Annotated in this window: 25 protein-coding genes and 1 tRNA gene; 12 read left to right on the top strand and 14 right to left on the bottom strand. The window is 72.5% G+C overall.

Features of this window, described 5'->3' with window-relative positions; all coding sequences use genetic code 11:
* Positions 1-146: 146 nt before the first annotated feature.
* The 4 genes from ACIHEI_RS01110 to ACIHEI_RS01095 form a co-directional block, all read right to left on the bottom strand.
* Positions 147-1,601, bottom strand: coding sequence for an MFS transporter (locus ACIHEI_RS01110; RefSeq protein WP_396605189.1), 1,455 nt, complete (start codon positions 1,599-1,601; stop codon positions 147-149).
* Positions 1,602-1,635: 34 nt separating this feature from the next.
* On the bottom strand, positions 1,636-2,082 hold the full coding sequence (locus ACIHEI_RS01105; RefSeq protein WP_396605188.1) for a hypothetical protein: 447 nt from the start codon (positions 2,080-2,082) through the stop codon (positions 1,636-1,638).
* On the bottom strand, positions 2,079-2,561 hold the full coding sequence (locus ACIHEI_RS01100) for a nuclear transport factor 2 family protein (RefSeq protein ID WP_392952381.1): 483 nt from the start codon (positions 2,559-2,561) through the stop codon (positions 2,079-2,081). The genes ACIHEI_RS01105 and ACIHEI_RS01100 overlap by 4 nt, the downstream gene beginning before the upstream one ends.
* Before the next feature lie 118 nt (positions 2,562-2,679).
* Complete coding sequence (locus ACIHEI_RS01095) at positions 2,680-3,702, bottom strand: ketoacyl-ACP synthase III family protein (RefSeq protein WP_387865163.1); 1,023 nt, start codon at positions 3,700-3,702, stop codon at positions 2,680-2,682.
* A 157-nt stretch (positions 3,703-3,859) separates the two neighbouring features.
* Between ACIHEI_RS01095 and ACIHEI_RS01090 the strand changes: the two genes are divergently transcribed.
* From ACIHEI_RS01090 to ACIHEI_RS01080, 3 genes are all read left to right on the top strand, one after another.
* Positions 3,860-4,342 carry an ester cyclase gene (locus tag ACIHEI_RS01090; protein ID WP_387865161.1) on the top strand — a complete coding sequence of 161 codons (483 nt, stop codon included), beginning with the start codon at positions 3,860-3,862 and terminating at the stop codon, positions 4,340-4,342.
* 3 nt (positions 4,343-4,345) lie between these two features.
* Positions 4,346-4,555 carry an acyl-CoA carboxylase epsilon subunit gene (locus ACIHEI_RS01085; RefSeq protein ID WP_387638326.1) on the top strand — a complete coding sequence of 70 codons (210 nt, stop codon included), beginning with the start codon at positions 4,346-4,348 and terminating at the stop codon, positions 4,553-4,555.
* Between the two features lie 199 nt (positions 4,556-4,754).
* A complete protein-coding gene (locus ACIHEI_RS01080; RefSeq protein WP_396605187.1) occupies positions 4,755-5,918 on the top strand; it encodes a transaldolase family protein in 1,164 nt (387 codons plus the stop codon).
* Here ACIHEI_RS01080 and pabB read toward each other — a convergent pair.
* Both pabB and ACIHEI_RS01070 read right to left on the bottom strand, forming a co-directional pair.
* Positions 5,827-7,980, bottom strand: a complete 2,154-nt coding sequence (pabB, locus tag ACIHEI_RS01075; RefSeq protein WP_396605186.1) for an aminodeoxychorismate synthase component I — start codon at positions 7,978-7,980, stop codon at positions 5,827-5,829. The genes ACIHEI_RS01080 and pabB overlap by 92 nt on opposite strands.
* A gap of 17 nt (positions 7,981-7,997) precedes the next feature.
* Entirely contained in the window at positions 7,998-8,744 is a 747-nt protein-coding gene (locus ACIHEI_RS01070) for a methyltransferase domain-containing protein (RefSeq protein ID WP_396605185.1), read from the bottom strand.
* A 283-nt stretch (positions 8,745-9,027) separates the two neighbouring features.
* Here ACIHEI_RS01070 and ACIHEI_RS01065 point away from each other — a divergent pair, with 283 nt between their 5' ends.
* Positions 9,028-10,944 carry a helix-turn-helix domain-containing protein gene (locus ACIHEI_RS01065; protein ID WP_396605184.1) on the top strand — a complete coding sequence of 639 codons (1,917 nt, stop codon included), beginning with the start codon at positions 9,028-9,030 and terminating at the stop codon, positions 10,942-10,944.
* Between the two features lie 7 nt (positions 10,945-10,951).
* Here ACIHEI_RS01065 and ACIHEI_RS01060 read toward each other — a convergent pair whose 3' ends face one another.
* On the bottom strand, positions 10,952-12,199 hold the full coding sequence (locus ACIHEI_RS01060) for an IS701 family transposase (RefSeq protein WP_396605183.1): 1,248 nt from the start codon (positions 12,197-12,199) through the stop codon (positions 10,952-10,954).
* Positions 12,200-12,537: 338 nt separating this feature from the next.
* Between ACIHEI_RS01060 and ACIHEI_RS01055 the strand changes: the two genes are divergently transcribed.
* Positions 12,538-13,158 (top strand): DsbA family protein, encoded by a 621-nt coding sequence (locus ACIHEI_RS01055; protein ID WP_396605485.1) that lies wholly within the window; start codon positions 12,538-12,540, stop codon positions 13,156-13,158.
* A gap of 41 nt (positions 13,159-13,199) precedes the next feature.
* Positions 13,200-13,940, top strand: coding sequence for an isocitrate lyase/phosphoenolpyruvate mutase family protein (locus ACIHEI_RS01050; protein ID WP_396605182.1), 741 nt, complete (start codon positions 13,200-13,202; stop codon positions 13,938-13,940).
* 59 nt (positions 13,941-13,999) lie between these two features.
* Here the strand turns inward: ACIHEI_RS01050 and ACIHEI_RS01045 are convergent, their stop codons facing one another.
* The 5 genes from ACIHEI_RS01045 to ACIHEI_RS01025 form a co-directional block, all read right to left on the bottom strand.
* Complete coding sequence (locus ACIHEI_RS01045; RefSeq protein ID WP_396605181.1) at positions 14,000-14,953, bottom strand: CU044_5270 family protein; 954 nt, start codon at positions 14,951-14,953, stop codon at positions 14,000-14,002.
* The gene (locus ACIHEI_RS01040; RefSeq protein ID WP_396605180.1) at positions 14,940-15,476 is read right to left on the bottom strand and encodes an RNA polymerase sigma factor; all 537 of its coding nucleotides are present in this window, start codon (positions 15,474-15,476) and stop codon (positions 14,940-14,942) included. The genes ACIHEI_RS01045 and ACIHEI_RS01040 overlap by 14 nt, the downstream gene beginning before the upstream one ends.
* A 264-nt stretch (positions 15,477-15,740) precedes the next feature.
* Positions 15,741-16,670 (bottom strand): hypothetical protein, encoded by a 930-nt coding sequence (locus ACIHEI_RS01035; RefSeq protein WP_396605179.1) that lies wholly within the window; start codon positions 16,668-16,670, stop codon positions 15,741-15,743.
* 429 nt (positions 16,671-17,099) lie between these two features.
* Complete coding sequence (locus tag ACIHEI_RS01030) at positions 17,100-17,615, bottom strand: GNAT family N-acetyltransferase (protein WP_396605178.1); 516 nt, start codon at positions 17,613-17,615, stop codon at positions 17,100-17,102.
* On the bottom strand, positions 17,612-18,589 hold the full coding sequence (locus tag ACIHEI_RS01025; protein ID WP_396605177.1) for a hypothetical protein: 978 nt from the start codon (positions 18,587-18,589) through the stop codon (positions 17,612-17,614). Before ACIHEI_RS01025 ends, ACIHEI_RS01030 begins: the two co-directional genes overlap by 4 nt.
* Before the next feature lie 500 nt (positions 18,590-19,089).
* Between ACIHEI_RS01025 and ACIHEI_RS01020 the strand changes: the two genes are divergently transcribed.
* The 4 genes from ACIHEI_RS01020 to ACIHEI_RS01005 all read left to right on the top strand — a co-directional run bounded on the left by ACIHEI_RS01020 (position 19,090) and on the right by ACIHEI_RS01005 (position 21,971).
* The gene (locus tag ACIHEI_RS01020) at positions 19,090-19,569 is read left to right on the top strand and encodes an ATP-binding protein (protein WP_396605176.1); all 480 of its coding nucleotides are present in this window, start codon (positions 19,090-19,092) and stop codon (positions 19,567-19,569) included.
* A gap of 277 nt (positions 19,570-19,846) precedes the next feature.
* Positions 19,847-21,070, top strand: coding sequence for a methyltransferase, FxLD system (gene fxlM / locus ACIHEI_RS01015; protein WP_396605175.1), 1,224 nt, complete (start codon positions 19,847-19,849; stop codon positions 21,068-21,070).
* Positions 21,071-21,114: 44 nt separating this feature from the next.
* Entirely contained in the window at positions 21,115-21,279 is a 165-nt protein-coding gene (gene fxlA / locus ACIHEI_RS01010) for an FxLD family lanthipeptide (RefSeq protein ID WP_387638363.1), read from the top strand.
* A gap of 47 nt (positions 21,280-21,326) precedes the next feature.
* On the top strand, positions 21,327-21,971 hold the full coding sequence (locus ACIHEI_RS01005) for a hypothetical protein (protein WP_396605174.1): 645 nt from the start codon (positions 21,327-21,329) through the stop codon (positions 21,969-21,971).
* Positions 21,972-22,040: 69 nt separating this feature from the next.
* On the opposite strand, the gene ACIHEI_RS01000 is transcribed toward ACIHEI_RS01005, so the two are convergent.
* Positions 22,041-22,113 (bottom strand) — tRNA-Arg (locus ACIHEI_RS01000).
* A 157-nt stretch (positions 22,114-22,270) separates the two neighbouring features.
* On the opposite strand from ACIHEI_RS01000, the gene ACIHEI_RS00995 reads away from it, so the two are divergent.
* Complete coding sequence (locus tag ACIHEI_RS00995; RefSeq protein WP_396605173.1) at positions 22,271-23,038, top strand: polyprenol monophosphomannose synthase; 768 nt, start codon at positions 22,271-22,273, stop codon at positions 23,036-23,038.
* A gap of 83 nt (positions 23,039-23,121) precedes the next feature.
* Here ACIHEI_RS00995 and ACIHEI_RS00990 read toward each other — a convergent pair whose 3' ends face one another.
* Positions 23,122-25,314 carry a serine hydrolase gene (locus tag ACIHEI_RS00990; protein ID WP_396605172.1) on the bottom strand — a complete coding sequence of 731 codons (2,193 nt, stop codon included), beginning with the start codon at positions 25,312-25,314 and terminating at the stop codon, positions 23,122-23,124.
* A gap of 302 nt (positions 25,315-25,616) precedes the next feature.
* Between ACIHEI_RS00990 and ACIHEI_RS00985 the strand changes: the two genes are divergently transcribed.
* Complete coding sequence (locus tag ACIHEI_RS00985; RefSeq protein WP_380479496.1) at positions 25,617-26,339, top strand: GPP34 family phosphoprotein; 723 nt, start codon at positions 25,617-25,619, stop codon at positions 26,337-26,339.
* Positions 26,340-26,493 lie beyond the last annotated feature (154 nt).

Genomic DNA, 26,493 nt, shown 5'->3' with positions numbered 1-26,493 from the left:
TACACCCGTACAGATCCGCGCCCGGCCGCCCGGATACAGCCCGTCGCCCACCCGTTCGACCCGTTCGTACGGAGTCCGGAACGTGCCGGAGCCGCCGCGCCCGGGCGGGGCGCGGCGGCTCTGCGGAGGTGGCGGGAGCGGTCGGTTCAGCCCTTGGCCGCGGCGGTCTCCTTGGGCAGGGCGGCCAGCAGCAGGGCGACCAGGGCCGCGGCCCCGGCGAGCGCCGCGGTGACCACCCAGCCGTGCTGGAACGCCTTGACCGTCTCGGCGACGCCGTGCGGGGTGCCGAAGGCCGCGATGAACACCGACACACCGACGGTCAGGCCGATCTGCCGGACCATCATGTTGACGGCCGATCCGGTCGCGTAGGACGGCGCCGGCAGGTCCCGGGTGACCACGCCGACCAGCGCGGTGATCACCAGGATGGTGCCGACCGGGGCGAGCACCGCGCCGGGCAGCAGCATCGACCAGTACGAGGCGTCGGCCGCGGCCAGCGCCGCCCACCAGGCGAGCGCGCCGGTCAGCAGCACGCAGCCGGTGGTGATCACCGCGGTGACCCCGAAGCGCTTGACCAGCTTGCCGACCGAGAAGGCCAGCGGCGGCATCAGGAAGGTGCCGGGGGCCAGCGCCAGGCCGGTCTTCAGGGCGGAGTAGCCCCAGACCGTCTCGGCCCACAGCATGAAGGAGAACAGCATCGCGGCGAACGCGATGTTGAAGGTCAGCGCCAGCACGTTGGCGATGCTGAACGAGCGGAGCCTCAGCAGGCCGAGCGGCAGCACCGGGTGCGCGTGGCGGGCGGAGCGGACGAAGAAGGCGGCGAAGGACGCCACCGCGACGGCGATCGCGCCGACGAAGTTCACCGAACCCCAGCCCCACTCGGGGGCCTTGACCAGGCCGAGGGCCAGCGAGGCGATGCCGAGGATCAGGAAGACCGCGCCGAACAGGTCCGGCACCGGGCCGGTGGCGGGCTCCTGGTTGGCGGGCAGCACGCGGCGGCCGACGAGCAGCGCGGCGATGCCGAACGGCAGGTTCACCAGGAAGATCCAGCGCCAGTCCAGGTTCACCAGCGAGCCGCCGAGGATGGGGGCGATGGCCGCGGCGATGCCGCCGACGGCGGTCCAGGCGCGGATCGCGCCGCCGCGCTTCTCCGCCGGGTAGGCGGCCAGCAGCAGGCCGAGCGCGGTGGGCACCATGGCCGCTGCGCCGGCCGCCTGCAGAACGCGGGCGGCGACCAGCTCCGGCACGTTCTGGGCGATCGCGCACAGCGCGGAGGCGACGGTGAACAGGCCGAGGCCGATCAGGAAGCCGCCCTTGCGGCTGGAGCGGTCGGAGAGCCGTCCGGCCGGCACCAGCAGGGCGGCGAAGACGATGGTGTAGGCGTTCAGCGTCCAGGACAGGCCGGCCACGGTGGAGCCGCGGAACTCGTGTTCCAGGGCCGGGAAGGCCACGTTGACGATCATCATGTCGAGCTGGGTCATCACGAACCCGGCGCACAGCACCAGGAAGGTGAGCATCCGGCGGCGGGCCACCGACCGGTCTTCGGGCGGCGCGACGGGCGCCGCCACCTTTGTCGTGGGGAGTTCCTCCACCGACTGGGCCATGAGCGTGGATCCTCTCGGGAGCGTGGGTGCGGGATCAGCCGTTGAGGGCGCCGACAGCGCCGACGGTGGCGAACGTGCGGTTTCCGGTGACCGACCAGACTTCGGTGATCAGGCCGTCGCGGAAGGCCAGTTGGTCGATGCCGCTGTTGGCGACGGGCTTGCCGCCCGGGCCGCGGTAGGCGCTGTACCAGCGGCTGACCACCTGGTGGGTGCCGGGGCCGCCCGGGGAGGCCAGTTCGACCACGGGGGTGCCCTCGACGAAGTAGCGCAGGTCGGTGTGGGAGTCGCGGAACAGCTTGACGAAGCCCTTGATGTCCTCGGGGGTGCCGAAGGCGTCGCTGTCGACGGTGGGCAGCGCGTTGCCGAACCGGACGCGCAGGGCGGGGGCGAGGATGCGGTCGGCGATCGTCAGCTCGCCGTTCCACATCCCGGTCCACTGCCGGAACAGTTCGATGCCGCTCTCGCGGGTGTCGGCGCTCACGCGGCGCTGCTTTCCCGAACAGCCGGCCCGGCGCCCTCGGTGGTCTCGGCGCCCTGCGTCCAGGCCTCGGTGATCACGCCGTCGGCGACCCGCAGGATGTCCACGCCGACCCAGCGGATCGGGCGGCCGGCGACGTCGCGGGGCCAGCCGGTCAGGCCCTTGCAGATCGCGGTGCCGTACCAGCGGACGACCAGCAGATCGCCGTCGACCACCGGGCCGACATCGGTGCGGTAGGTCAGCTCGCCGAACTTTCCGGCGAAGCCGCGGACCCAGTTCTCCATGGCGGCCGGGTCGGTGATGTCCGCGGGGTCGATGGTCGCGCCGACGGTCGGCAGGTGGAGCCGGTACGTCGGGGCGATGATCGTGCGCGCGTGGGACGGGTCCTCGTTCCACATGCGCAGCCAGCCGTTCCAGATCCGCTCGGCCTCTTGCGGCGTCAGCGGGACGGTTCCCGTCGTCGCCTCGTCCAGCACGGACATCGCTTGTCCTCCTGTGTCGCCCGTCCGGTGGCCGGGGGTGCTGCTCCCCCGGGCTCACCAGGACAGAGCGGGGTGCCGGGGCCGCGGATACACCTGACGCGGGGAAAGTTCCGGACGGTCAGCGGGCGGGGCGTTCGACGACCATGCAGGACCAGGTGAAGCCGCCGCCGCCGGCGAAGCAGAGCGCCAGCTCGCCGGGGGCCAGCAGCTCCAGCCGGTCCAGGTCGGCGAGGTTGGCGAGGGCGTCGCCGCCGCCGAGGTGGCCGGTGCGCGCGCCGAGGTGGACGAGTTCGGCGTCGAGCAGTTCGGTCATCACCGGCCGGTAGAGCAGGTCGATGGTCTTGGGGCCGAGCCGGGAGAGCAGCACGGCGCGGATCCGCGGGTCGCGGGCGGCGAGTCCGGCGTCCTCCAGTGCGCCGGTCAGGGCTTCGCGGACCTTCGGCGGGGCGGCCTTGCGGAGCAGTTCCATGCCGCCGGCGGCCAGGAACTCCTTCTTGGTGCGGCGGGCGTCGATCGGGGCGCGGTGGGTGAGCGGGGCGGGCGAGAACGCGTCCTCGCCGCGGTACATCGACTCGAGTTCGGGGGCGGCGACCACCCGGCTGGCGACCAGCCGCAGTCCGGGGCCGCCGCGGCCGAGCACGACGGCGGTGCCGGCGTCCCCGAAGACCGCGTCGTAGTCGCTGCGCCAGCGGTCGAAGCCGGGCCGGGTGAAGCGGTCCCCGGTGGTGACCAGTGCGGTGTTCAGCGCCGGGTCGGCCTCCAGCAGTCCGGCGGCGGTGTGCAGGGCCATCGCCCCGGCGTGGCACATCTGCTGGACGCCGAACGGGACGGCCTGCCCGGCGCCCAGCCGGTCGGCGACGTAGTGCGCGGGGGACCAGAAGTCGTGGCCCTGGTGATAGATCCAGCCGTGCACCAGCAGGTCCAGCCGTCCGGCCGGCAGCCCGGCCGCCGCCAGGGCCGATTGACCGGCCCGGACGGCGAGTTCGGGGCCGGACGCGTCCGCGGACACCGGTACTTCGACCGCCCCGGAGGCCTCGGCGACGGCGGCGTCCACCTCGCCGGCCAGCACCGCGTCGGCGGCGCTCCGGCGGGGCGGCAGCCAGGTCCGCGCGGCGCGGACGGTCAGCTCGGTGAAACGCATCGGGTCTCCTCGGCTCGGACGGCGTGGGCTCGTCCTGACAGAGCCCCGCCCGGCCGCGCCGGGTACGGCCCGCCGCTGTATCCGCCGCCGCCCGGTTCCGCTCTGTCCTCACCGACCGCCGACCGCCCGGCCGGCGGACGCCGAACGGGAGGCCCTGATGACTGACCTGGCACTCGACCCGCGTTCCGAGCCGGCGGAGGCGAGCCGCGCCGTCCTTTGGTCGCGCTGGATGGACCTGTGGAACGGCGACCGGGAGATCGGCCGGCGGATCCTCGCGCCGGAGCTGACGCTCCACCTGCCCGAGGTCGGCATGCCGCCCGCCGCGAGCATCCGCACCCCGGAGGACTTCGTGAACTGGATCGCGCTGTTCCGCGGTTCGTTCCGGGAGGACGCCCGGATCCGCACCACCCTCGGCCCGTTCTCCTGCGGCGATTACCTGATGGCCCGCTGGGAGTACCGCGGCGTCTGGACCGGCGGCCGCCCGGCCACGGCCACTGCACCCCCCGGCACCGGGATAACGCTGCGCGGCGCGGACATCGTGCGCCTCGACGCGCAGGGCCGGATCGCCGAGTACTGGCTCTCCGACGACCTGCTGGACATGTACGCCCAGCTCGGCGCCGAGACGCCGCGGAAAGGCTGAGCGGTGACGCCCGCGGCGGACCACCCGGCCTTCCGGATCGTCCGCGGCAACCCCGGGCCGGAGGAACTCGCCGTCCTGACCGCCGTCCTGGCCGCCCTGGCCGCCCGTCCCCCGGCCGCCCCGCGCTTCGCCCACGGCAGCCACCGCCCCCGGGCGCGCTGGCTGCGCCCGGAGCGGCTGGTCTCCTACCGCAACCCCGTCAGCTGGCGGTGACCGACCGGTCGTACGGGCTCCGCCGTCATGGAGCCCGCACGACCGGACGGCGGGGTTCCGGCGGCCCGGCCCCAATTGACCGATCCCATACGACCCTTCGACCTGACATTGACGCGGACCACGAGTTTTCCGGGCACGAATCGACTGCCTATCCTCGTGCCCCGGCGCCGGTTTCGGATCGACGCAGAACCGAGGAGCAGTGATCCAGGTGAAGGAAGCCCCGGTCGCCCCGACGCACCGCGGAGACCTGCGCCCCCTGGTCGCCGAAGGCGTCTCACCCTGGCTGGACGGATTCCACCGGGGCCTGTTCGGACCGGACCGGCCGGCCCGGCTGACCGAACCCGCCGGACTGCGCGGCGCCACCTCCAATCCCGCCCTGCTGGCCGCCCGGCTGGCCGACGAACCGTCCTACGCCCAGCAGTTGGCCCGGCTCGCCGAGCACGGCGTGTCGGTGGAGGGCGCGGTCTGGGCGATCTCCGTGCAGGACCTGCGGATGGCAGCCGACGAACTGCTGCCGGTGTTCCGCGCCACCCAGGGCTACGACGGCCTGGTCTCCGCCGACATGGACCCGCGGATGGCCCACAATCCCGCCGCCACCACTGCCGAGGCGATCGAACTGGTCCGCGCGGTGGACCGGCCCAACCTGCTGGTGAAGATCCCGGCCACCCCGGAGGGCCTGACCGCCCTGCGCGACTGCGTGGCCCTCGGCATCGGCGTGCACGCGACCGGGGTGTTCTCGGTCCAGCGCTACCGGGAGGTGGTGGACGCCTGGTTCGGCGGCCTGGAGCGGGCGCTGCGCGCCGGCCGGACGGTGTCCCGGATCGCCTCGGTGGCGTCGCTGCCGGTCGGCCCGGTGGACCGGGAGATCGACCGCCGGCTCACCGCGATCGGCACCGGCCCCGCACTGGAACTGCGCGGCACCGGCGCCGTCGCCACCGCCCGGCTGCTCTACCAGGTGTACGAGGAGCAGCTGGGCAGCGCCCGCTGGCGGGCCCTGCGCGCCCACGGCGCCCGCCCGCAGCGGCTGCTCTGGTCCACCGCCGAACTCGCCGACACCGCCGCCGCCCGCTCCTGGTACGTCGAGGGGCTGGTCTCCTGGGGCACCGTGCACGCGATGACCCGGCCGCTGCTGGACGAGGCGGCCCGGGCGCTGCGCCTGCGCGGCGACACCCTGATGGGCCAGCACGAGGCGGCCCTGACCGTGCACGACCGGCTGGGCCGGCTCGGCATCCCGTACCGGGCGGTGGTGCGGCGGCTGGAGTCGGAGAACATCACCGGACTGGTCGACTCCTGGATGCGGCTGCATGCCGCGATGGAGGCCCGGCTGGGCGGGAAGGCCGGCGCACCTCGGGACGGTCGGTGAGCGGGAACTCGGCGCCGGTCAGCGCGACCAGCGGCGCGGCCTTGACCGCCGTCTCCTGCCACTCCGCCTCGGCGTCCGACAGGGCGATGACCGCCCCGCCGACGCCGTACCGGACCCGTCCCCCGGTGAGCACGGCGGTGCGGATGACCACGCTCAGGTCGGCCGCGCCGTTCAGCGAGAAGTAGCCGATCGCGCCGGAGTACACCCCGCGCGGGCCGGCCTCCAGCCGGTCGATGATCTGCATGGTGCGCTGTTTGGGTGCGCCGGTCATCGAGCCGGGCGGGAAGGCCGCGCGCACGCAGTCCACCGCGCTGCGGTCGGCGCGCAGGGTGGCCCGGACGGTGGAGACCAGCTGGTGCGCCCGGGCGTAGGTCTCCACCCGGAACACCTCGTCCGCCTCGACGCTGCCCACCTCGGCGCAGCGGCCGAGGTCGTTGCGGACCAGGTCGACGATCATCAGGTTCTCGGCCCGGTCCTTCTCGCTGGTCCGCAGGTCCTCGGCGAGCGTCCGGTCCTCCTCCGGGGTGGCGCCGCGCGGCCGGGTGCCCTTGATCGGCCGGGACTCGGCGCGCCGTTCCCGGTCGATCCGCAGGAAGCGTTCGGGTGAGCTGCTGAGCACGGACACCCCGTCGAAGCGGAGCAGCGCGGCGAACGGCGCCGGGCTGACCCGTCGCAGGTGGCGGTAGCCCTCCCAGGGGTCCAGGGTGCCGCCGGTCTCCAGCATGTTGGTCAGGCAGACCTCGTAGGTCTCGCCGGCGGCGATCTGGCGGTGGCACTCGCCGATCAGGTCGAGGTAGCGGCGGTGGCCGTGCCGGGCCCGGATCCGGCCGAGCGCCGCGGGCCGTTCGGCCGGGCGTGGCAGGGCTCCCGCCGCGTCGGCCAGCTGTCCGGCCGCGGTGTCCAACCAGGCGGTGGCGTCGGCCTGTTGGCCTTCTTCGGCGAGTGCGAGCAGGTGGGTGGTGCCGGTGGCGTGGTCGAGCACCGCCGCGCGGGTGGCGAACACCAGCGCGGCGTCCGGGAGTTCGGATCGGTGGGCGCGGTCGCCGCCGCACTCGGCCTTCAGCTCGTACCCGAGCCAGCCGACCCAGCCGAGCGCGAAGTCGCAGGGCAGGTCGGGCAGTTGGGTGCTCGTTCCGCGCAGGTCGCGGTCCAGCCAGTCGAGCAGGGCGCCGTCGGTGGTCCGCTCACCGGCCGGGCCGGTGACGCGGACGGTGCGCCGCCAGGCGTCGGCGGTGACGGTCCGGCCGAGCGGCCCGGCGGAGTCGCCCATGATCGAGAACCGTCCGAGTTCCGCGTCGGGCCGGCTGCTGTCCAGCCAGAACGGGTTCACCCCGGCGCGGAACAGCCGGTCGTAGGCGACCTCGTCGTCCCAGCCGGTGGGCAGGGCCCGGCTGAGCACCGTGTACCGGCGCACTGCCGTTCCCGGGGCCGGGGCTTCGGCGGGCTGTGTGCGGCGCGCCGGCCGGAGCGTCCGGCCGGCCTGCCGGTGGTGCCGTTCGGTGAGGTCGCGGAAGTTCTCCAGCAGCCGGTGCCCGTACCGGCCGCCGATCGACTCGGGGTGGAACTGGAGCCCCCAGTAGGGCCGTTCGCGGTGCCGCAGGCCCATCAGCACGCCGTCCGCGGTCCACGCGGTGGCCTCCAGTCCGGGTGCGAGCCGGTCCACCGCCAGCGAGTGGTAGCGCACCACGTCGAACGGCGAGGGCAGTCCGGCGAACAGCTCCGAGCCGTCGTGCTCCACCGCGGACACCCGCCCGTGGACCGGTTCGACCCGGGAGACCCGGCCGCCGTGCAGCGCCGCCATGCCCTGGTGGCCGAGGCACACCCCGAGCGTGGGCAGGTCGCCGCCGAGCAGGATCTCCCGGCAGATGCCGAAGTCGGCGGCGCGGCGCGGGTCGCCGGGCCCGGGCGAGAGAACCACCTGGTCGAAGCCCGCCAGGTGGCCGGGGCGCCAGCCGGGGTCGTCGTTGAGGACCACCTCGGGCTCCTCGCCGTTGACCTCGGCGAGGTAGTGGAAGAGGTTGTAGGTGAAGGAATCGTGATTGTCGACCAGCAGCGTTCGCATCGGATGCCCTCCCCCGTTCAGCCGCGCCGGCCGGCCTGCGCGGGCACCGCGTCGGCCCGCCCGCCGGACCGCCGCCGCTCGACCACCTCCAGCAGCATGTGCTGCACCAGGTGCTCGCCCTCCTGCACCGGGACGGTCCGCAGGATCCGCAGCGCCCGGCCGCACTCGTACGCGATCCCCATCAGCGCCATCAGATCGCCGCGGGTGGAGAAGTGCAGCAGCACCGAGCCGTTCGGGGTGGTCCGCCGCCACGCCTCGGCCAGGAAGCGGCGGTGCGCGGCGTAGCCGGCGTCCACGTAGGCCCGTTCGTGCATGTGCTGGTAGCGGTAACTCTCAGGCGCCATCACGTAGTTGGAGCTCCAGAACACGGTGTCGAAGCGCTCGTCCGGGTCCAGCCCGTCGAACAGGTCGCTGTGCACGGTGCGGACCTTGTGCGCGACGCCGTGCCGGCCCGCGTTCAGCTGCGCGTTCTCCACCGCGGCCGGGTTGATGTCGGAGGCGACCACCCGCTCGCAGCCGGCCACCGCGCCGCTCACCGCGATCAGGCCGGTCCCGCAGCCGATCTCCAGCAGCGAGCCGCGGGCGGCGGCCGCGGGCCCGGCCAGCCCGAGCAGGCCGAGGGCGGTCGCGGTGGACGGGGAGTCGGCCGGCGCGAACACCCCTGGCAGTAAGTCCCATTCGCGGCCCTGCATCGTGAAGGTCGACGCGCCCTCCCGGCGCTTGCGGGAAAGACTGCTGCGCTCCAGCGACCGTCTGTAGTCCATGACGTCCTGCATCAAAGCCCCCCTGGCTCACCGGCTGTCGCCGCCTGCGTTCCGTTGGGGCAACCCAAACGCACGGCGGCGCTCCGCCGGAAGGTGAGGAGGCAACACACCGCGCCTCGGGGAACGGTGGTCCGGGCACCGGTGGCCGGACCACAGGACTTGACCAAATCTTGACGGGTTGTTCGGTTCCGCATACGGTCCGTGGCCGAGGCCTTACCGTAGTCTGGTCGGCTTCAGGGGGTCCGGGGGAGGGACTGTCATGGCGCATCGGCCGGCGGAATCCGTGGCCCTAAGCGTTCTCGAACTGCTCGCCGCCGAGGCGCCGATCGCCCAACTCGACACCCTGGTCGAAGAGGCGTTCCGCGGCTGCGAGTCGGCGCAGGACCTGGAGTCGATCCGCCGTCTCAGACAGCTCGGGCTGAGCATCCACGCGCAGTCGAGACGCCGCCAGCAGCGCGAGGCCGGCCTGGCCGCCCTGGTGGACACCGCCCGCGACCTGGCGATGCCGTACGACCTGGACGGCCTGCTGAAGGTGATCACCCGTCGGGCCCGGCTGCTGCTCAACGTCGACATGTCGTACATCAGCTTCCCGGACGACGAGGAGGGCTACATCTACGTCCGGACGTCCGACGGCCACACCTCGATGCTCAGCGTCGGCCTGCGGCTGCCGGACGACTCCGGCCTGGGCAGCAACGTGCTCGCCAACCCCGGGCCGTTCTGGACGCCCGACTACCTCGCCGACGAGCGGATCGAGCACCACCCGGAGCTGGACGAGGTGGTTCGCGCCGAGGGCCTGCACGCCATCATGGGCGTGCCGTTGAGCCACCGCACCACCCCGTTCGGCGTGCTGTACGTGGCGGACCGCAACGTCCGCTACTTCACCATCGACGAGATCGCGCTGATGACCTCGCTCGGCGACCTGGGCGGCGTCGCGATCGAGAAGGCCCGGCTGCTCGGCCAGTCCACCGCCGCCGTCTCCGCCCTGGAGCTGCAGAGCCTGCGCACCGAGGCCGGCCTCCAGCAGACCCGCAGGATCACCGAGGTGCACCAGGAGCTGCTGGAACTGGCCCTCTCCGGCGGCGACGTGCACGCCCTGATCCGCGAGGCCGGCCGTCAACTCGGCCTGGAACTGCGGCTGTACGCGACCGACGGCACCGTGCTGAGCTTCACCGGCGAGCTGCCGGAACTGTCCGAGACCACGGCGACCGCCACCGCGATGGACACCCACGCGGCCCGCCACCCGGTCCGGCTGCCGGACGGGCTGTGGGCCGCACCGGTGACCGCCGGTGCCTCCAACCTGGGCACCCTGGTGGTCCGGCCGTCGTCCGACCGCGGCGAGTACGCCGAGCAGATCTGCCGACTGGTTGCCCAGGCGGTGGCCGTGCCGCTGCTGCTGGACAGCAGCCGGGCCGCGACCGCCGTAGGCCACGTCCGCGACGAACTGCTGGACGAACTTCTCGCCAGCCCGCAGCGGCCGCCGCAGCAACTCGCCCTGCGCGCCCGGAGGTTGGGCATCGACCTGTCCACCCCGCACGTCCTGGTGATCGCCCGGCCGGAGTGCGAGGCCCAGGGCAAGGCCGCGACCTGGGCCAACCTGTACGCGCACCGGATGAGCGGCCTGAAACGGGTGCACAACGGCCGCGCGGTACTGCTGCTGCCCGGCACCGACCCGGGGACGGCCGCCCGCTCCGTCCTGGAGGAACTCGCCCCGCTGCTCGGCAATCCGGTGACGGTCAGCGCGGCCGGCCCGGTGACCGACCCGACCTCGGTGTTCCACGGCTACCAGGAGGCCCTGCGCTGCCTGGACGCGATGACCTCGCTCGGCGCGGTCGGCAAGGCCGCCTCGGCCCGCGAACTCGGCTTCCTCGGCGTCCTGTTGGCCGACAACCACGACGTCGAGGGCTTCATCGACTCGACCATCGGCCCGGTCCTCGACTACGACCAGCAGCGCTTCACCGAGCTCGCCCGCACGCTGTACGCCTACTTCGAGACCGGCAACAGCCCGACCTACGCCGCGCAACGGCTGCACGTGCACACCAACACGGTGGCCCGGCGGCTGGAGCGGATCTCCGAACTGCTCGGCCCGAACTGGCAGAAGCCCGACCGCGCGTTCGAGATCCAGCTCGCCCTGAAGCTCTCCCGGATCCGCCGGCTGCTGCTCGACCGCGCCGCCGACGAGGCCCCGGACAACGGTTCCTGACACCGCGTCACCCCGCCCGTTGCCGCGGGCAGGGCCCCACCACGGCCCCTGCCGCCAGCGCGGTGACCGCGTGCGCGGCCGAGGCCAGCGTGATGTGCCGGTGCCAGCCGTCGAACGAGCGGCCCGCGAAGTCGCGGATGCCGACCCGGTCGGAGATCCGCTCGAAGTCCCGCTCCACCCGGTGCGTCAGCCGGGTCAGCCGGAACAGCGCGGCCGGCGGCAGGTCCACCAGGTCGGTGAGCCACAGCTCGACCGGCCGGCCCCGCGCCGGCCCGCCGAAGGCCAGCAGCAGCAGGTCCTCGCCGGGCGGCCCGAGCACCAGCCGCCCGGCCCAGGCGGGCACCCGGACCCGCAGCGACCAGACCGGGACGGCCCGCGTCCCACCGCTGTGGCCCGACCACACCACCGGACGCCAGTTCTCCCGCACGGCGGTAACCAGCCGATCCGCAGACACCCGCCCGGCTCCCGGAACGGACGCCGCGGCCTCGGCCGGGACGAGCGGGAGGCCCCCGTCGATTCTCGCCAGCACCGGCATCCGGGCGGCCCGCAGCCGGCGGACGGTCCGCAGCCCGTCCGCGTCCCGGGCGTCCAGCACCACCGGCCGCACCGGCAGACCCCAGCGGCCCGGCAGGCCGAGCACCGCCTCCAGCGCGCAGTCGCCGAGGGTCTCGGCGTCCACCCCGTCCGGGATCAGCGCCCGGCTGCGCCGGGGCTCGTTGTCCAACCAGGCCTGCGGCAGGTGCAGCCGCCAGTTGACCGGGCAGGTCAGATCCCCGGATGCGGCCCAAACCCCCACCGCCTGCTGGACGTTGCACACCTGGCCGAGGGCGGGCACGAACCGCCGGTCCACTCCGACCAGGTGCTGCCCGGCCCGGGGGACCACCATCGGGCGCACCACGTACGCCTGCGGCGGCGCGACCCGGGCCAGGTACTGGGCGAGCGCCTGCCGGACGGGCACCCAGTCCCAGGTGGAGCCCGCGACGAAGTGGTGCAGGCTCTGCTCGGCCCCGGCGCCGCCGACCACCGCCGCGATGTTGCGGATCGTCTTGCGGCCGCGGGCGTCGATCAGGCCGCGCACGTACTGCGCACCCTTGTCCCGCTGGTCGCTGCGGCGCAGGGACGCGAACAGGACCGGGCCCAACTCGTCGAGCAGGGCCCGGCCGACGGTGCCGGCAGCCGGCGCGCCGACGGTGCCGGCAATCGGCGCGTCGCCCCCGCTCAGGGCATCCCGCACGTGCAGGGCGAGACCGCTCATGGAACCCCCTCGACCGGACGGATGACTGGTACGTGTCTCATCGAACGCTAGGCACCCGAAGCGCCTGCGCGTAGGTGTCCGGCGCACCGGCCTGCCGCACCCGATGGTGGTCCGGCCACCGCCACCCGCCGCACGACCCGGTGGAACACCCCTCCGGCACTCCCCATCCGGTGGCCCGGGCACCATCCGCACCATCCGACCGTGCCCGCACCACCGATGACACCCGCAAAACGTGATGATGAGTCAACTCCCCCCGGCATACGCTTCGCTGGTTGAGCACCCCACCGCCTGCCGGCGCAGGACAAGCCTCCGCCGCAGCCGAGACCGGAGGCACCGCGTTGAAGCCCAGCACCACCCCCACCGCGAAGGTCGACTTCTACTTCGACCCGGCCTGCCCCTTCGCCTGGATCACCTCCCGCTGGATCCTCGAGGTCCAGCAGCTCCGCGACCTGGACCTCAGGTTCCGCGTGATGAGCCTGTACGTGCTGAACGAGAACCGCGAACTCCCGGACTGGTACCGCGAGTTGGTGGACAACTCGCTCTCCCTCACCCGGATCTGCACCGCCGCCGCGGCACAGCACGGCGAGGAGGTGCTCGCACCCCTGTACACGGCCCTGGGCACCCGCATCCACAACCAGGGCACCAAGGACTTCGCGGTCGTCGCCGGCCAGGCCCTCGCCGAGCTCGGCCTGCCCATTGAACTGCTCGCCGCCGCCGAGACCGACCGGTGGGACGAGGCCCTGCGCAAGAGCCACCACGAGGGCATGGACCCGGTCGGCGAGGACGTCGGCACCCCCACCATCCACATCGACGGGGTGGCCTTCTTCGGGCCGGTCCTGAACTCGATCCCCCGCGGCGAGCAGGCCGCCGCCATCTTCGACGGCGCCCGGGCCCTCGCCAACTTCCCGGACTTCTTCGAACTGAAGCGCACCCGCACCGGATCGCTCAGCTTCGACTGACCCGCAGCCTTTCGTACCCACCAGCAGAAGGAGACCGCCCGATGACCGCCACCATGACCGCCGGGGAGTTCCTGGCCCTGCACACCCGCACCGAGCCCGCGGACCCGCTGGTCCTCCCCAACGTCTGGGACGCCATCAGCGCACGGGCGTTCGCGGACGCCGGCTTCACCGCGCTGGCCACCTCCAGCTCGGCCGTCGCCGCCGCACTCGGCTACCGGGACGGCGAGGACACCCCCGCCGACGAGATGTTCGCCGCGCTCAAGCGGATCACCCGCTCGGTCGACGTCCCCGTCACCGCCGACATCGAGGCCGGCTACGGCCTCGCCCCCGCCGAGATCGTCGAACGCCTGCTGGAGGCCGGGGTGATCGGCTGCAACCTGGAGGACTCCACCGCCGCCACCCGCCAACTCAAGGACCCCTCCCAGCACGCCAGTTGGCTCGCCGAGGTCCGCTCCGCCGCCGGCGACCGCCTGGTCCTGAACGCCCGGGTCGACACCTTCCTGTTCGGCGACCACGAGGTCGAATCCGCCGCCGCCCGCGCCGCCCTCTACATCGACGCGGGCGCCGACGTCATCTACCCCATCCTCGCCCCCGAATCCGCCCTCCCCGCCCTCGCCGCCGCCATCCCCGCTCCCCTCAACGCCCTCTGCCACCTCGACACCACCACCCCCACCCACCTCGGCACCCTCGGCGCCTCCCGCGTCACCTACGGCGGCTCCCTCCAACAACACTCCGCCACCACCATCACCACCCTGGCCCAGCGCCTCGCCCCGCAGCAGTGATCCCCCACTGGCCCTCCGCCTCGTTCGGGACGGAGGGCCAGTGGCCTGTGGGAGCCGCGTCAGCGCCGGTACGCGACCAGGTAGGAGGTGTAGCTGATCACCGACGGCACCGGGACATTCAGCGCGCCGGCCGACTCGGTCAGCATGTCCTCGTCGCCGAGGATCCTGCCGGTGGCCGGGTCGATGATGAACGTGTACCGCGACGGCAGGCCGCTGCGGGCCGATTCCGCGGAGACCGCCTCGCCCGGCCGGCCTGCCCGATCGACCACCGTCCCGTCGTGGCGCAGGCCGGGCAGTGCGGCGATCAGCCGGAGCACCGCCGCACGCTGCCCCGGGCTCAACGCCTGAGCGCGGAGTAGTCCGCGGAGCGCCTCGGCCGCGCCGGCGGGGTCGTCGACACCGGGAGTGGACCGGCGGAGCACGGCTCGCAGGGCATCCGGGTCCGCCGGGACGGGATCGGGAAAGAGCCCCCGTTCGTGGGGCTCGGTCTTTCCTTTCTCCCCTTCGAAGGCTCGGGTCAGGGTGCCGGAACCGTCGGCATGAATCACGACCTTGCGGTCCTCGGCCATCACCCGGGAGGACACCCTGTTGCCGTCGATCCGGGTGACCAGGCTCCACTCCTTCCACTCCAGGACGGCGTCCGGGCCATCCGGCTCGGACAGCGCTGCCGTCCGCTGCGCGATCTCTTCGAGCAGCTGGGGTGCGGGAGTTGTCGTCGCCGGCGCCTGGTAGCTCAGCAGCGGCGGAGTGACGGCATGGGCGGTGCTGGCGGTGCCGCCCGGCAAGAGCCCGAAGACGAGTGCGGCCGCGGCGCCCGCCGCCAGCGCCCCGAGCGGGACGAGCAGCCGCTTGCGCCGCAGAACCGGGACGGCGGGCCGGGGCACGGCGGCGTCCGTCCAGTCGGCCAGGACGATCTTCTCCAGGTCCCGCTGCCGTCGAGCTGGGTTCCCCACCAGGTCGGCGGCAGGATCGCTGTCGGCGAGCAGGGCTTTCACGCTGTCAACCGTTCGCACGGTTCACCTCCAGGACGGTCGGCCTCGCGGAGTCGAAGTCGGGTGACACGGACTCATTGAGTGCCGCGCGAAGCCGGCGCCGGGCCCGCAGCAACTGCACCGAGAACGTTGCCGGGTTACAGCCGAGAGACCTGGCCGCCTGCCGGACACCGAGGCACTCCCAGGCGATCAGCGCCAGCACTTCGCGATCCCGCTCCCCCAGACGCGCCCACGCGGCATGCGCCCCGTCCCGAGCGGCCACCTCCTCGGCGACGTCGGGCGCGGGCGGCAGGGGCTCGGCCTTCCACCGCGCGGCCAGCCGCTCGGCCCGGCCCCGCCCACGAAGGTGATTGGCCACCACGTTCCGCGCAACCCCGTACAGCCACGGCAGCGGGTCGGCCGGCACCTCCGCCCAGCGCCGCCACGCGACGACGAACACCTCGGCCGCCAGATCGTCCGCGCTGTCAACACCCGCCCGCCGCCGGACGTAGCGCAGCACCGCCGTATGGTGCTCGTTGAACAGCGCGCCGAACTCCTCGGTCACACCCACCGCTCCCCCTGTCCTCGGCCTCCGTCCTGTCTGTGTCCGGCACCGCGCCGGTTCTTACGCCAGGGCCGGAGAATTCTCCGCCGACGAGCAGTCACCCGCCCCCACCGAACCGAACCCGGGCCGGCTCAGCCGTGACTCCCGGTCCCGCCTGACTTCAGGGCCTCGTCCAAGTACGCCTGCACGGCCAGGACGGGCGGCAAGAGCGCATCGAGGAGAGGAAGCGGGACAGTCCGACGGCTGCGCGGCCTGCCCGCCGCCTCAGCCGACGGTCACCCCGTTCGCGCCGAGCTGCAACGCGTCCCTCGCCGCCCGCACCGCCTCCCGTACCCGCGCGGCGCCTGCGCGGGTGACTCCCGCGCCACCGCCGACGGCCGGGGCGCGGCGGGTGGCGAGGCCTGCGCAGGGGCGGCAGATGCCCGGTTCGGGGACGGGGTCGTTGCACTTGGTGCACTCGGGGCGGCGGGCGACTGAGGGGGCTGCGGGCTGGAGCGGGGGGAGTTTGCGTTCAAGTCGATTGCGGAGCACGCCGATTGGGGAGTGCAGCGGGACGGGGAGTCCGGGCAGCAGGGCATAAGCGAGGTCGGCGTACGTGGCGCCGCGGTCCAGCCACTGGGCAACCAGCGGGGCGAGGGCGCGAGCTTCGGATTCGCCGAGGCGCAGGCGTGGTTCGGGCCGGATGACCCGGTACAGCATGGCGACCGCCGCGCGGATCTGTTCGTCCGGCACCAGCGGGGTTTCCCCGGGCGGCTCGGCCGCCGCTTCCACGGCTGTCGCTTCGACGGCTGTCGCCGCGGCCGGGAGGGTGGGTTCTTGGTCCCGGTTCTTTAGAAGGGTGTCAGCGCCGCCGGTATTCGCCTCACCGGGTTCCGGACGGGTGACACTCGGCTGCCACGCGAGCTGCGGGGTGTCGTAGACGTGGGCCTCGCTGATGATCGTGCCGTTGGGCAGCTGGATCTTCTCGACCCGGTAGAAGCCGGCGGCGGTCAGCTCCTTCAGGGCTTTGCGGATCGCGCCGCGCCCCTGCGGGCTGGTGTCGGCCATCTGCCGGCTGTCCTCGCGCCAGCCGTCGGGCCGGGACAGCAGGTCCACGAGGAGGCCCTTGGCCGTGTAGGACAGCATCCGGAACTGCAACATGTCGTTGGGCAGCACGGTGAAGTTGCGCGCGTGCGCGCTACGATGGACTCGCATTGGGAGGTGTTGCTCCTGGTGCCGTACCCCGGGGTGTTGGTAGCACCGCCGGGGTCACCTATTTGTCGGTTCGAGCACGGAACGTAGCACAGCGCGCAACCGCGGATCGACGTGATCGGCAACCGATCACCCTCCCGCCTGAAACAGTCGCATTCCGCTCGACAAGAGCCTCAAACAGGCCGTATTCGAGGCCCATTTGGACCGATCCGCGCACAAGCCCCGGAAAACGCCACAGGCCCCCCACCCAAAACGGGCGGAGGGCCTGCGACCTGTGGATCTGCTGTGCCCCAGACAGGAATCGGACCTGCGACACCGGCTTTAAGAAATCTTCCAAGACAGCGCCCTGACCTGCAACGATGCAGGCCGCACCCGCCTTGACCTGCAAAGACTCCGGGCTGAGGCCGGATGTACCGGCTGACGAGGTGCCCGTCAGCGCAGAGAACGCACCATGACGGCATAGAGCGGGGCGTCCTCGAAGGGTCGGTGCTCGCCGACCTTCTCGTACTTCCACTGCTCGTACATGGCCTGTACGCGGGGGTGCGTCACATCGACGTAGAGCACGGCCAGGGCCTCCGGGCGATTCGTCAGCAGAGCTTCGTGCGTCTGTTCCGCGATCCCCTGCTTCCGCCAAGCGGGGCGCACCATGACTTCGGAGACAGCGAACGTCGATGTCTCGGCAGGCTCCGGAACCAGATGCTGACGCCACCACTCGCGGCCGGGTTCCGTCGGGGCGCCGTAGGAGAAGCCGACGGGCTCGGCGCCGTCGAAGGCCATCACGCAGCTGTAGCCGGGCAGGTTGGTCCAGTGCTGGGCGAACCACGGGAAGCGCTGGACGAATGGGTCGTCGGCCTGGTCCTGGTAGGCGTCGCTGTGAACGGCGATGAGGGTCTGCCGATGGTCGTCCGGCAGTGCTCCGGCGCGGAAGTGGCGGAGGGCTATCGTCACTGCTTCTCTCCCTGGGCGCGTACGCGGTCGGTCCACTCTCGCGTAACCGCCGCGTCCGGCGCCAGGGTGATCAGCCCCCGGTGGAAGTCACCGAGAAGGCTGCGCAGCCGCGGGGGAAGCGGGTCGGTGCCCATCAAGGCGTAGACCTGAGAGGCGGTCGTGCACGCCTGGTCGAGGTCGTCCTGCCCGAGCTGTGCGAGGGCGAGCCGGGCGGTGGCCAGGCTGCGGTTGCGGCGGAACTGGGGCGGGATGCCCGCGATGGCGTGGTGCGAGGACCGTTCGGACTCGGGGTTGTCGCCGAGTTGCTGGTGGACGACGGCGCTCAGGGCGGCGAGTTCGGCCGGCCCGTAGAAGGTGATCCATGACGGGCGGGGGCGGTCGTCGGCCCGGTGGAGGGAGTCGTTCGCGTGGCCGAGGGCGCGGACCGCGGCTTGCCGGTCGCCGGCGGCGGAGAGCGCGATGGCGGATCGGGCGTGCGCGAGGGAGGCGAGGAACGGGTCTCGGCGGGTGGCCTGGGTGGACTGTGCGGCCTGTGCGGCGGCCAGGGAGTTGGCCGGGTTGTTCCGCTGGTAGCCGATCATGGCCAGGAGGTTGAAGGCGCGGAAGGTCGTCACGGGGTCGCCGGCGAGCCCGGCCAGGCGCAGAGTCCGATCAAGGAGTTGCTCGGCGTGGCCGAAGGACCGGGAGTCGATGGCGGAGAAGGCCGCGGTTGCCGTGTACTCCGCTGCGAGTCCGTACAGGCGCTTGCGGACCGACTGGCCGACGGCGCTTCGCTGCAGGTGCAGAGCCTGCTCGGCACCGGCCAGTGAGGCCGATTCGAGGGAGCCGTGTCCTCCGCGGTGATCGTCCAGGGCGGTCAGAGTGTCGAGGCTGACGCGGAGCCGGTCGACGTCGGAGTGGCCGACGAGGCGCGGAGGGGCGGAGGCCGCGATCGGGAGAGCGGCGGAGGCGGCGAGGAAGTTGCGGCGGAGCACGGGGTCCTCCGATGGTGCTTGGCGCGCTTCAGCGCCAAGGGGCGGGATGAAGCCGAGCTGCTCGGGTGTGCGGTCGAGGGCACGGGTGAGAGCAACTCGGATTCTGCCTTGAGGCCACCGGCTCTTGCCGGACAGCCAGTTGGCCACAGTCCTGACCGTCACGGTGCCAGGGCATCCGAGTGCCACGAGCTCTTGGTTGACCAGGCGGGCGAGATCGGGCCGGGTGATGCCTCGATCGGCCATGAGAGCGCGTAGTTCGGCGTTGTCCCCCATGCGCTCAAAGTAGCGCGGCGGATACTTTGCGCGCATGGCGAAGGGTAAAGGGGGCGCCAAAATTTCCCTCTCGGCAACACGGGAGGGTGGCTGTTTTTCACTCCCCTCCCATCCAGCATGGGAGTTGACTAACTGTCAGACAGCGGAAGTACCACGCCTACGGAGTGCCACCGGTGATCGGCGCGAAGGCATGGCCTACCGGTTCCGGCACCTCAAGGAGAGTCCCCATGCTCGCCGACAAACCACAGAGCACCGCCCAGGACGGTGGTCTCCCGCGCACTCCCGCGAACAGCTGCTTCTCCGTGTCGCAGAGGGAGTTCGTGGCTGAGCTGCAGTCCGCAGGGCTCGCTCGGCATTGGGTGAGGGGGGTTCTTGAGGAGCACAGCTGGACGGCTGCCACCCCGGCGGTGGACGACCTCGTGGTGATCGTGTCCGAGCTGGTCACCAACGTGGTGCTGCACGCATCGGTGCCCGGCAAGGACGTGCTGGTGCGTCTGCGACGGGTCGAGGACCGCTGCCGGATCGAGGTGCTGGACGGGCGACCGGACCTGCTGCCGCCGACGGACCTCCATCCGTCCGAGGAGAGGGGCCGGGGCCTTCTTCTGGTGCGGGGCCTGTCGGCGGACATGGGCGTGGAGAGATCGGGAGGGGACAAGGTCGTGTGGGCCGAGGTGCACCCCCAGGGACCGTTCGGGGTGGCGGCGTGACGGCACGCTGGTGGACGTTGGCGAAGCGTGCACTCAGCATGTCGAGGTCTTCGCGTTGACGCTGCTCGTGGACAAGACGGTCTACGTGTTCTCGGCAGGGGCCAGCACCGGGGCGGAGCCCCGCCTGCCGGGCCGACTGCGACCCACCGTGGCCGTCTGACACGGCACACGATCTGGCGGGCCGCCCGCCGACGGCGGACCGGCCTGGAGTAGGGACGCCCGGCGTCCCTGGTACAGAAGCGCCGCGCTCGCCGCGGCCGACGAATTAGGAGTTGCGATGACCGCCACGACGGAAACGACCGGCCAGTCCTCTCCCGAACAGCTGCGCACGGCCATGGTTGAGGCGCTGCGCTCCGGCGGCACGATCCGTACGGACCGGGTGGCGGACGCCCTGCTGGCCGTGCCCCGGCACTTGTTCGCGCCCGAGGTGCCGATCGCGGAGGCCTACGAGCCCGAGCGGGCGCTGGTGACCAAGCGGGACGAGTACGGGCTCGCGCTCAGTTCGGTGTCGGCCGCGCGGATCCAGGCGCAGATGCTGGAGCAGGCGGACGTGCAGCCGGGGATGCGAGCGCTGGAGATCGGCTCGGGCGGCTACAACGCGGCGCTGCTGGCCGAACTCGTCGGCCCGAAAGGCGAGGTGGTGACGGTCGACATCGACCCGTTCGTCACCGAGCGCGCGGAGAAGTACCTCGCCGAGGCTGAGTACGAGCGGGTGCGGGTGGTCCTGGCGGATGGCTCCGAGCCGGTGGAGGGCGGCCCGTTCGACCGAATCATCGTCACGGTCGGGGCGTGGGACCTGCCGCCGGCGTGGACCGGCGCTCTCGCCGAGGGCGGCACGATCACCGTGCCGCTGCGGATGCGCGGGCTGACCCGCTCGATCACCTTCCGCCGGGAGGGCGAGCGGCTGGTGAGCGTGTCCGCCGAGGTCTGCGGCTTCGTCAAGATGCAGGGCTCCGATGCGCACGACGAGTTCCTGGTGCTGCCGCGCGGCACCAAGGAGATCGGACTGCGCTTCGATGAGTTGGAGCGCCCGGACACCAGCCGTCTGGGAGGCGTGCTGGAGACGCGCCGCGCGGAGTGGTGGACCCGGGTGACGGTCGGAAACCAGGAGCCCTTCGACTCCCTGTACCTGTGGCTGGCCAGCGTGCTGCCCGGATTCGGCCTGCTGTCCGTCGACCCGAAGCTGGACACCGGGACGGTCGCTCCGGCGAACCGCATGGCATGCCCGGTGATCGTGGACGGCGGCAGCCTTGCCTACCTCGCGCTGCGCAAGATCAGCGAGGAACCAGCGACGTACGAGTTCGGCGCGCACGGCTTCGGCCCCGAGGCCGGATTCCTGGCTGGACTGATCACCGACCAGGTGCGGAGGTGGGAACGCGAGCACCGCGCTGGCGACGGCCCGATCTTCACCGCCCACCCGGCGGGCACGCCCGACGACCGGCTCCCGGACGGGCTGGTCATCGACAAGACCCACGTCCGGCTCACGATCTCCTGGCCGTAACCCGCGGTCAGGTCCTGCACCACCGACTCCACGGAGGAAGCACCATGACCACTTCCCTCACCGGCGCCGTCGCCGCGGGCGACTTCGACCTCGACGTGACCATCGTCGAGGGCGCCGACCCGGTGGCCGCGCTGCTGCGCGACACCGACGACAACTGCGGCAGCACCTGCGGCGGCAGCGCCTGCGCCTCGGGCAGCGGCAACGTCTGACCGCACCCCTCTCCCCGTGTGACCTGGGCCCGGCGTGCGGCGCCCTGGTGCGCGCCGGGCGCTGGGCCGACGCCCACCTCCACCTCAAGCAGTCCACCGCCCTCGGCGACCGCCTCTTCGAGGCCCGCCAAGTCGCCGCCGTCGCCATGGCCCTCGAAGGCCGCACCGCACTGGCCCGCGCTCTGGCCCGCGACACCGCCGCCGAAGAGCCATGGGAACACGCCGTCGCCGCCGCTCTGACCACCGCGTGCACGCTGCTCGACGGCGACCCGGCCGCCGAGCAGACCGAGGCCCTGCTCCGTACCCACGCCGCCGTCACCCCGCGGGAGGGCAGCGCGGTGTTCGACACCCGGCTCGCCCTGACGGTCGCCGACCTCGCCACCGCCGCCGGCCAACTCCCGCACGCCGCCCGCGTCTACATCACCGCCGTCGCCCAGACGCTCGCCGAACCCGAGGGCTACAGCGCCCGCGACCTCGAACGCCACCGCCTCGCAGACGGCCTCCCTGCCGAGCAGCGCCGCCAACTGGCAGCCATCGCCGCCGACTCCGGCGTCGGCGGCCCGGACACCCTGACGACCGACCCCGACGACCGGATCACCGCTGCCCTCGCCCCGGCCGCCGCCGTCATCACCAACGCCGCCGCCAAGTCCCTCTCGCCGTCGCGGACAGTCCCACCCTGGCATGTGTACTGAATGTGTACCGGGACGTCGCAGGCCCCCCGCCCCGAGGGGTGGAGGGCCTGTGGCCTGCGGTCACGCTCGTGCCCCAGACAGGAATCGAACCTGCGACACCGGCTTTAGGAGAGCCGTGCTCTATCCCCTGAGCTACTGAGGCGGGCCATGCGTCCCCCACAGCGTAGCGGATCGCCCCCACCCCATGGCCCGCCGTTTGCCGCCGCTGCCGATGGCGGGGGACGGGTGCGCGGTGTGGGCTTACGGTGGATTTGTTCGTTCTTGTGTCAGATTCGACCTCCCCCGGAAGGCGCCGACCCGTGACCTCCTCTTCTGAGCCTCAGACTCCGTTCGGTGGCCTCGGCCGGATCCTGGTGATCATTCCGACCTACAACGAGGCGGAGAACGTCGAACGGATCGTCTCCCGGGTCCGGACCGCCGTGCCGGAGGCCCACGTGCTCGTCGCCGACGACAACAGCCCGGACGGGACGGGCAAGCTCGCGGACGGGCTGGCGGCGGGCGACGAGCAGGTGCAGGTGCTGCACCGGCAGGGCAAGGAGGGCCTCGGTGCGGCCTACCTGGCCGGGTTCCGGTGGGGGATCGAGAACGGGTACGACGTCCTGGTCGAGATGGACGCGGACGGTTCGCACCAGCCGGAGGAGCTGCCGCGGCTTCTCACCGCGCTGCACAGCGCGGACCTGGTGCTGGGCTCGCGCTGGGTGCCGGGCGGTGCGGTGGTGAACTGGCCGAAGTCGCGGCTGCTGCTGTCGAAGGGCGGCTCGACGTACTCCCGGTTGATGCTGAACGTGCCGATCCGCGACGTCACCGGCGGCTACCGGGCGTTCCGCAAGGAGACCCTGCTGGGTCTCGGGATGGACCAGGTCGCCTCGCAGGGCTACTGCTTCCAGGTCGACCTGGCCTGGCGGGCCGTCAAGGCCGGGTTCAAGGTCGCCGAGGTGCCGATCACCTTCGTGGAGCGTGAGCACGGCGCGTCGAAGATGAGCCGCAGCATCGTGGCGGAGGCCCTCTGGCGGGTCACCGCCTGGGGCGTCTCCGACCGGGTGGCCCGGCTCACCCGGAAGCACTGACCTCGCCCACGAAAAAGGCCTCCGCGGGCCGGCGACAGCACGTATCGCCGGCCCGCGGAGGCCTTTGCGGAGGCCTTGCGCGCTCAGCCGAGGCGCGTCAGCCGGGAGGTGATGGACGGCGGGGCCAGGTCCTTCTGGAGGGTGACCGGGATCTCGGTCCGGTCGGCGCCGTCGCCCGCCGACAGCGTGCCGACCTGGGTGCCGGCCGACAGGGTGTGGGCGATCTTGCCGATCGGGGTGAGCGTCAGGTGCGCGGTGATGCCGGACCAGCCCGCCACCGTCAGGTCCTTGGCGGCGACCACCGGGACCTTGCCGCCGATGCCGTCGTCGACGTAACCGACCACGTCACCCTGCTTGGCCAGGGTCTGCCCGGTCAGCACGGACTGCGCGGCCACGTTGATCTTCTGGCTGACCGGCTGGGCCGCGGTCACGATGTCGTACCCGGGGGTCACCGGCTGGCCGAGGGTGACGCCGACCAGGGTCCGCTTGACGCCGCCGACCTCCTTGACCGCCGCCCACATGAAGCAGGACTGCGCGGGGGAGGACGAACCGGTCTTGCCGCCGATCATGCCGTTCTTCCCGAGCAGCTTGTTGGTGTTGTAGATCCGCTGGTTGTTGAACTTGGTGTCGGGCTCGGCGATGACCTGCCGGAAGACCTCGTCCTTGATCACCACCTCGGCCAGCTTCAGCTGGTCCTTGGCGGTCGACTTGGTGTCGTTGCTGTACCCGGCCGGGTCGGCGTACGTGGTGTTGGTCATGCCGAGCTGCTTGGCGGTGTCGTTCATCTTCTTGACGAACGCCTCCTCGCTGCCGGAGTCCCAACGAGCCAGCAGCCGCGCCACGTTGTTCGCGGACGGCAGCATCAGCATCTCCAGCGCCTCGTACTGGCTGAGCTGCTGACCCTCGGTCAGGGACACCCGCGACTCGTCGCCGTTCGTCGACTCCGCCGCGGCCTGCTTGTCGACCGTGAGCATCGGGCCGGTCTGGCCCTTCTTCAACGGGTGCGCCTGCAGGATCAGGTACGCGTTCATCACCTTGGTGACGGACGCGATCGGCACCGCCTTCTCCTCGCCGGACGCGCCGAGATCGCCCACCCCGATCACCTCGGCGGCGGCCTGCCCCGTGGTCGGCCACGGGATGTTCAGCTGCTCGCCCTGGAACGTGAACGAGTCCGCCAGCCCGAGCTTCGCCTTCGGCGCGGGCAGCGGACGCAACAGCTGCGCGGCCGACAGCACACCCAGCACCACGGCCAGGAAGACGCCCCAGATCAGCACCCGCTTCATCGCCCGCCGCAACGGGCTCACCGGCCGGGCGCTCAGTGCCTTCAGCACCTCCAGCGCCTCGACGGTGCTCTCCGGCCCGGCCGGAACGGGCTCGGCGACCACGACGGGCGCGACGGGCGCAGGCGCGACCGGCACCGGCGCGGGGGCGGCAACGGGCGCGACCTTCGGGGCGGGCGCGGGCTTCGGCGCGGGCGCGGGCTTCGGGGCCGGAGCCGGCTTGGGGGCGGCGGTCTCGTCCTTGGGCAGCCGCAGCATGACGGTCCGCTCGGGACTGTCCTTCTCCGCCCGCAGGTTCATGGTCGGGTCGGGCTTCGCCGGAGTGTCGCCCTCCGGCTCCTCGGCCTTCCCGATGCGCAGCGTCATGGTGAGCTCGGGCCCGGCCGGAGCGGACTCCTCCTCGGGAGCCTCCTCCTCGACCTTCGGCTCCTCGACCTTCGCCATACGCAGCGTCATCGTCGGCTCGGGCCCGACCGGAACGGACTCCTCGTCCTCGGTCTCCGGCTCCGCCGCCTTCTCCATGCGCAGCGTCATGGTGAGCTCGGACCCGACCGGAGCCGACTCCTCCTCGGGAACCTCCGGCTCCTCAACCTTCGCCATACGCAACGTCATCGTCGGCTCGGGCCCGACCGGAACGGACTCCTCGCCCTCGGAAGCGTCATCAGCTTCGGCCTCAACCTCGTCCTCGGAAGCGACTTCGGCCTCGGCCTCGCCCTCCTCCTCGGAAGCGGTCTCCTCTTCCTTCTCCTCCCCCGCCTCCGCCTCCTTCGGCTCAGCAGCAGTCACCCGCCCGAGTCGTACGGCCGGAGCCTCGACGGTGAGCGCGGCGCCGGCTTCGGGCAGGTCGAGGTCGGTGCCGGGCTCGGACTTGCTCGCGGCGTCGGTCTCGCGGGCGCGGAGGTGCACAGTGGAGCCGCCCTCGCGAGGAGCTCGCTCCTCGGCCTCGGCCGGCCGCGTCCTGTCGTCGCGCGGCTCGCTCTGCGGGGACTCGCCCACGTAACCCACTCCTCCTCGTCCGCCCCGGCGGTTGCCGGTCCGATCACACAAGCTGGTTTTTTTCGGGCGGGTTCTCGACCCGCCCGGGTACCTGTACAGTCTCCGGCACCGTGGCCGCGATGGCCTGCCGCACCCCGCCCCACCGGCGGTTTTTCCTGCCGGTGAAGCCCTCTGCCGGATCAGACGCGGGGGCGTCGAACGGTGGTTCCAGCCTGCCCGAGCAAGGTCACGATTCGGAGGCGTACTCGACAAGGCTGTGTGAGAGGCGTCACCCTGTCATTCATCCACGCGGGGAGGCTTGGATGGGCAGGAGCCGCAGAACTATTCCCGAGGAGCTGTTGCTGCTCGCACTGGACCCGGCCACGGGTACCACCGCGCAGCCGCAGACCCTCGACCTCGGACTTGCCGGGGCGCAGCTTGTCGAGCTGTCCCTGGCCGGAAGGATAGTCCCGGACGGGGACCGGATCGCCGTGGTGGTGCCACGGCCGACCGGTGACCCGACGTTGGACCATGCGTTGGAACTGTTGCGCAGGCGTGGCAGTCCGGTGCGCGCCGCGCACTGGATCGGCGGGCCGCGTCTGGGCCTGAGGCAGACGTACCTGGCGCACCTGGAGCGGTGCGGCATGGTGACGGCGGTGCCGGGTCAGGTGTGCGGTGTGCTGCCGACGACCCGTTACCAGGCGTCGGACGACTGCACCAACGCGGCGATCAAGCAGCGGCTGGACACCGCGATCCGCACCGGCGTTCCGCCGGACCCGCGGACGGCGGCACTGGCGGCGCTGGCGCACGCGGTGGGTCTGGGCAAGCACCTGTACCCGGGCAACGAGGGGCGGTCCTCACGCTCCCGGCTGCGGGATCTGATCAGGTACGACCCGCTGGGCGGAATGGTGGCCCATGCGGTGATGGACGTGCAGAACGGTCTGCCGGCCCAGCAGGGCAGGTCGGCGCCCGCGGGTTCGCGGGGTCCGGCCGGTCGGCCCGCCGCCGCGGGGCGGGGTGTGGCCAGCCGGGTGGGCGCGCGATGAGCGGCGTACGCCGTTAGCGTTCGATGCGGTTCGAGGGCGGTGGGGGGGGGGGGGGGGGGCGCCGGCCCCCCCCCCCCGGGGGGGGGGGGGGGCCGGCGCGGGGCGGGGCGGGGGGGCGCCGGGGGGGGGGGGGGCGGCGGCCACCCCCGGACGG

It is taken from the genome of Kitasatospora sp. NPDC051984 (assembly GCF_044593455.1).
Lineage (GTDB): Bacteria > Actinomycetota > Actinomycetes > Streptomycetales > Streptomycetaceae > Kitasatospora.
The sequence above is the reverse complement of the archived record's forward strand: the minus strand, read 5'-3'. Positions and strand labels throughout refer to the sequence as shown.

What these genes read in the sequence shown, in the direction of transcription:
- ACIHEI_RS01110 (WP_396605189.1), bottom strand. Translation starts at nt 1,601, where the DNA reads ATGGCCCAGTCGGTGGAGGAACTCCCCACGACAAAGGTGGCGGCGCCC.
- ACIHEI_RS01100 (WP_392952381.1), bottom strand. Translation starts at nt 2,561, where the DNA reads ATGTCCGTGCTGGACGAGGCGACGACGGGAACCGTCCCGCTGACGCCG.
- ACIHEI_RS01095 (WP_387865163.1), bottom strand. Translation starts at nt 3,702, where the DNA reads ATGCGTTTCACCGAGCTGACCGTCCGCGCCGCGCGGACCTGGCTGCCG.
- ACIHEI_RS01090 (WP_387865161.1), top strand. Translation starts at nt 3,860, where the DNA reads ATGACTGACCTGGCACTCGACCCGCGTTCCGAGCCGGCGGAGGCGAGC.
- pabB (WP_396605186.1), bottom strand. Translation starts at nt 7,980, where the DNA reads ATGCGAACGCTGCTGGTCGACAATCACGATTCCTTCACCTACAACCTC.
- ACIHEI_RS01070 (WP_396605185.1), bottom strand. Translation starts at nt 8,744, where the DNA reads ATGGACTACAGACGGTCGCTGGAGCGCAGCAGTCTTTCCCGCAAGCGC.
- ACIHEI_RS01060 (WP_396605183.1), bottom strand. Translation starts at nt 12,199, where the DNA reads ATGAGCGGTCTCGCCCTGCACGTGCGGGATGCCCTGAGCGGGGGCGAC.
- ACIHEI_RS01050 (WP_396605182.1), top strand. Translation starts at nt 13,200, where the DNA reads ATGACCGCCACCATGACCGCCGGGGAGTTCCTGGCCCTGCACACCCGC.
- ACIHEI_RS01035 (WP_396605179.1), bottom strand. Translation starts at nt 16,670, where the DNA reads ATGCGAGTCCATCGTAGCGCGCACGCGCGCAACTTCACCGTGCTGCCC.
- ACIHEI_RS01020 (WP_396605176.1), top strand. Translation starts at nt 19,090, where the DNA reads ATGCTCGCCGACAAACCACAGAGCACCGCCCAGGACGGTGGTCTCCCG.
- fxlM (WP_396605175.1), top strand. Translation starts at nt 19,847, where the DNA reads ATGACCGCCACGACGGAAACGACCGGCCAGTCCTCTCCCGAACAGCTG.
- fxlA (WP_387638363.1), top strand. Translation starts at nt 21,115, where the DNA reads ATGACCACTTCCCTCACCGGCGCCGTCGCCGCGGGCGACTTCGACCTC.
- ACIHEI_RS00985 (WP_380479496.1), top strand. Translation starts at nt 25,617, where the DNA reads ATGGGCAGGAGCCGCAGAACTATTCCCGAGGAGCTGTTGCTGCTCGCA.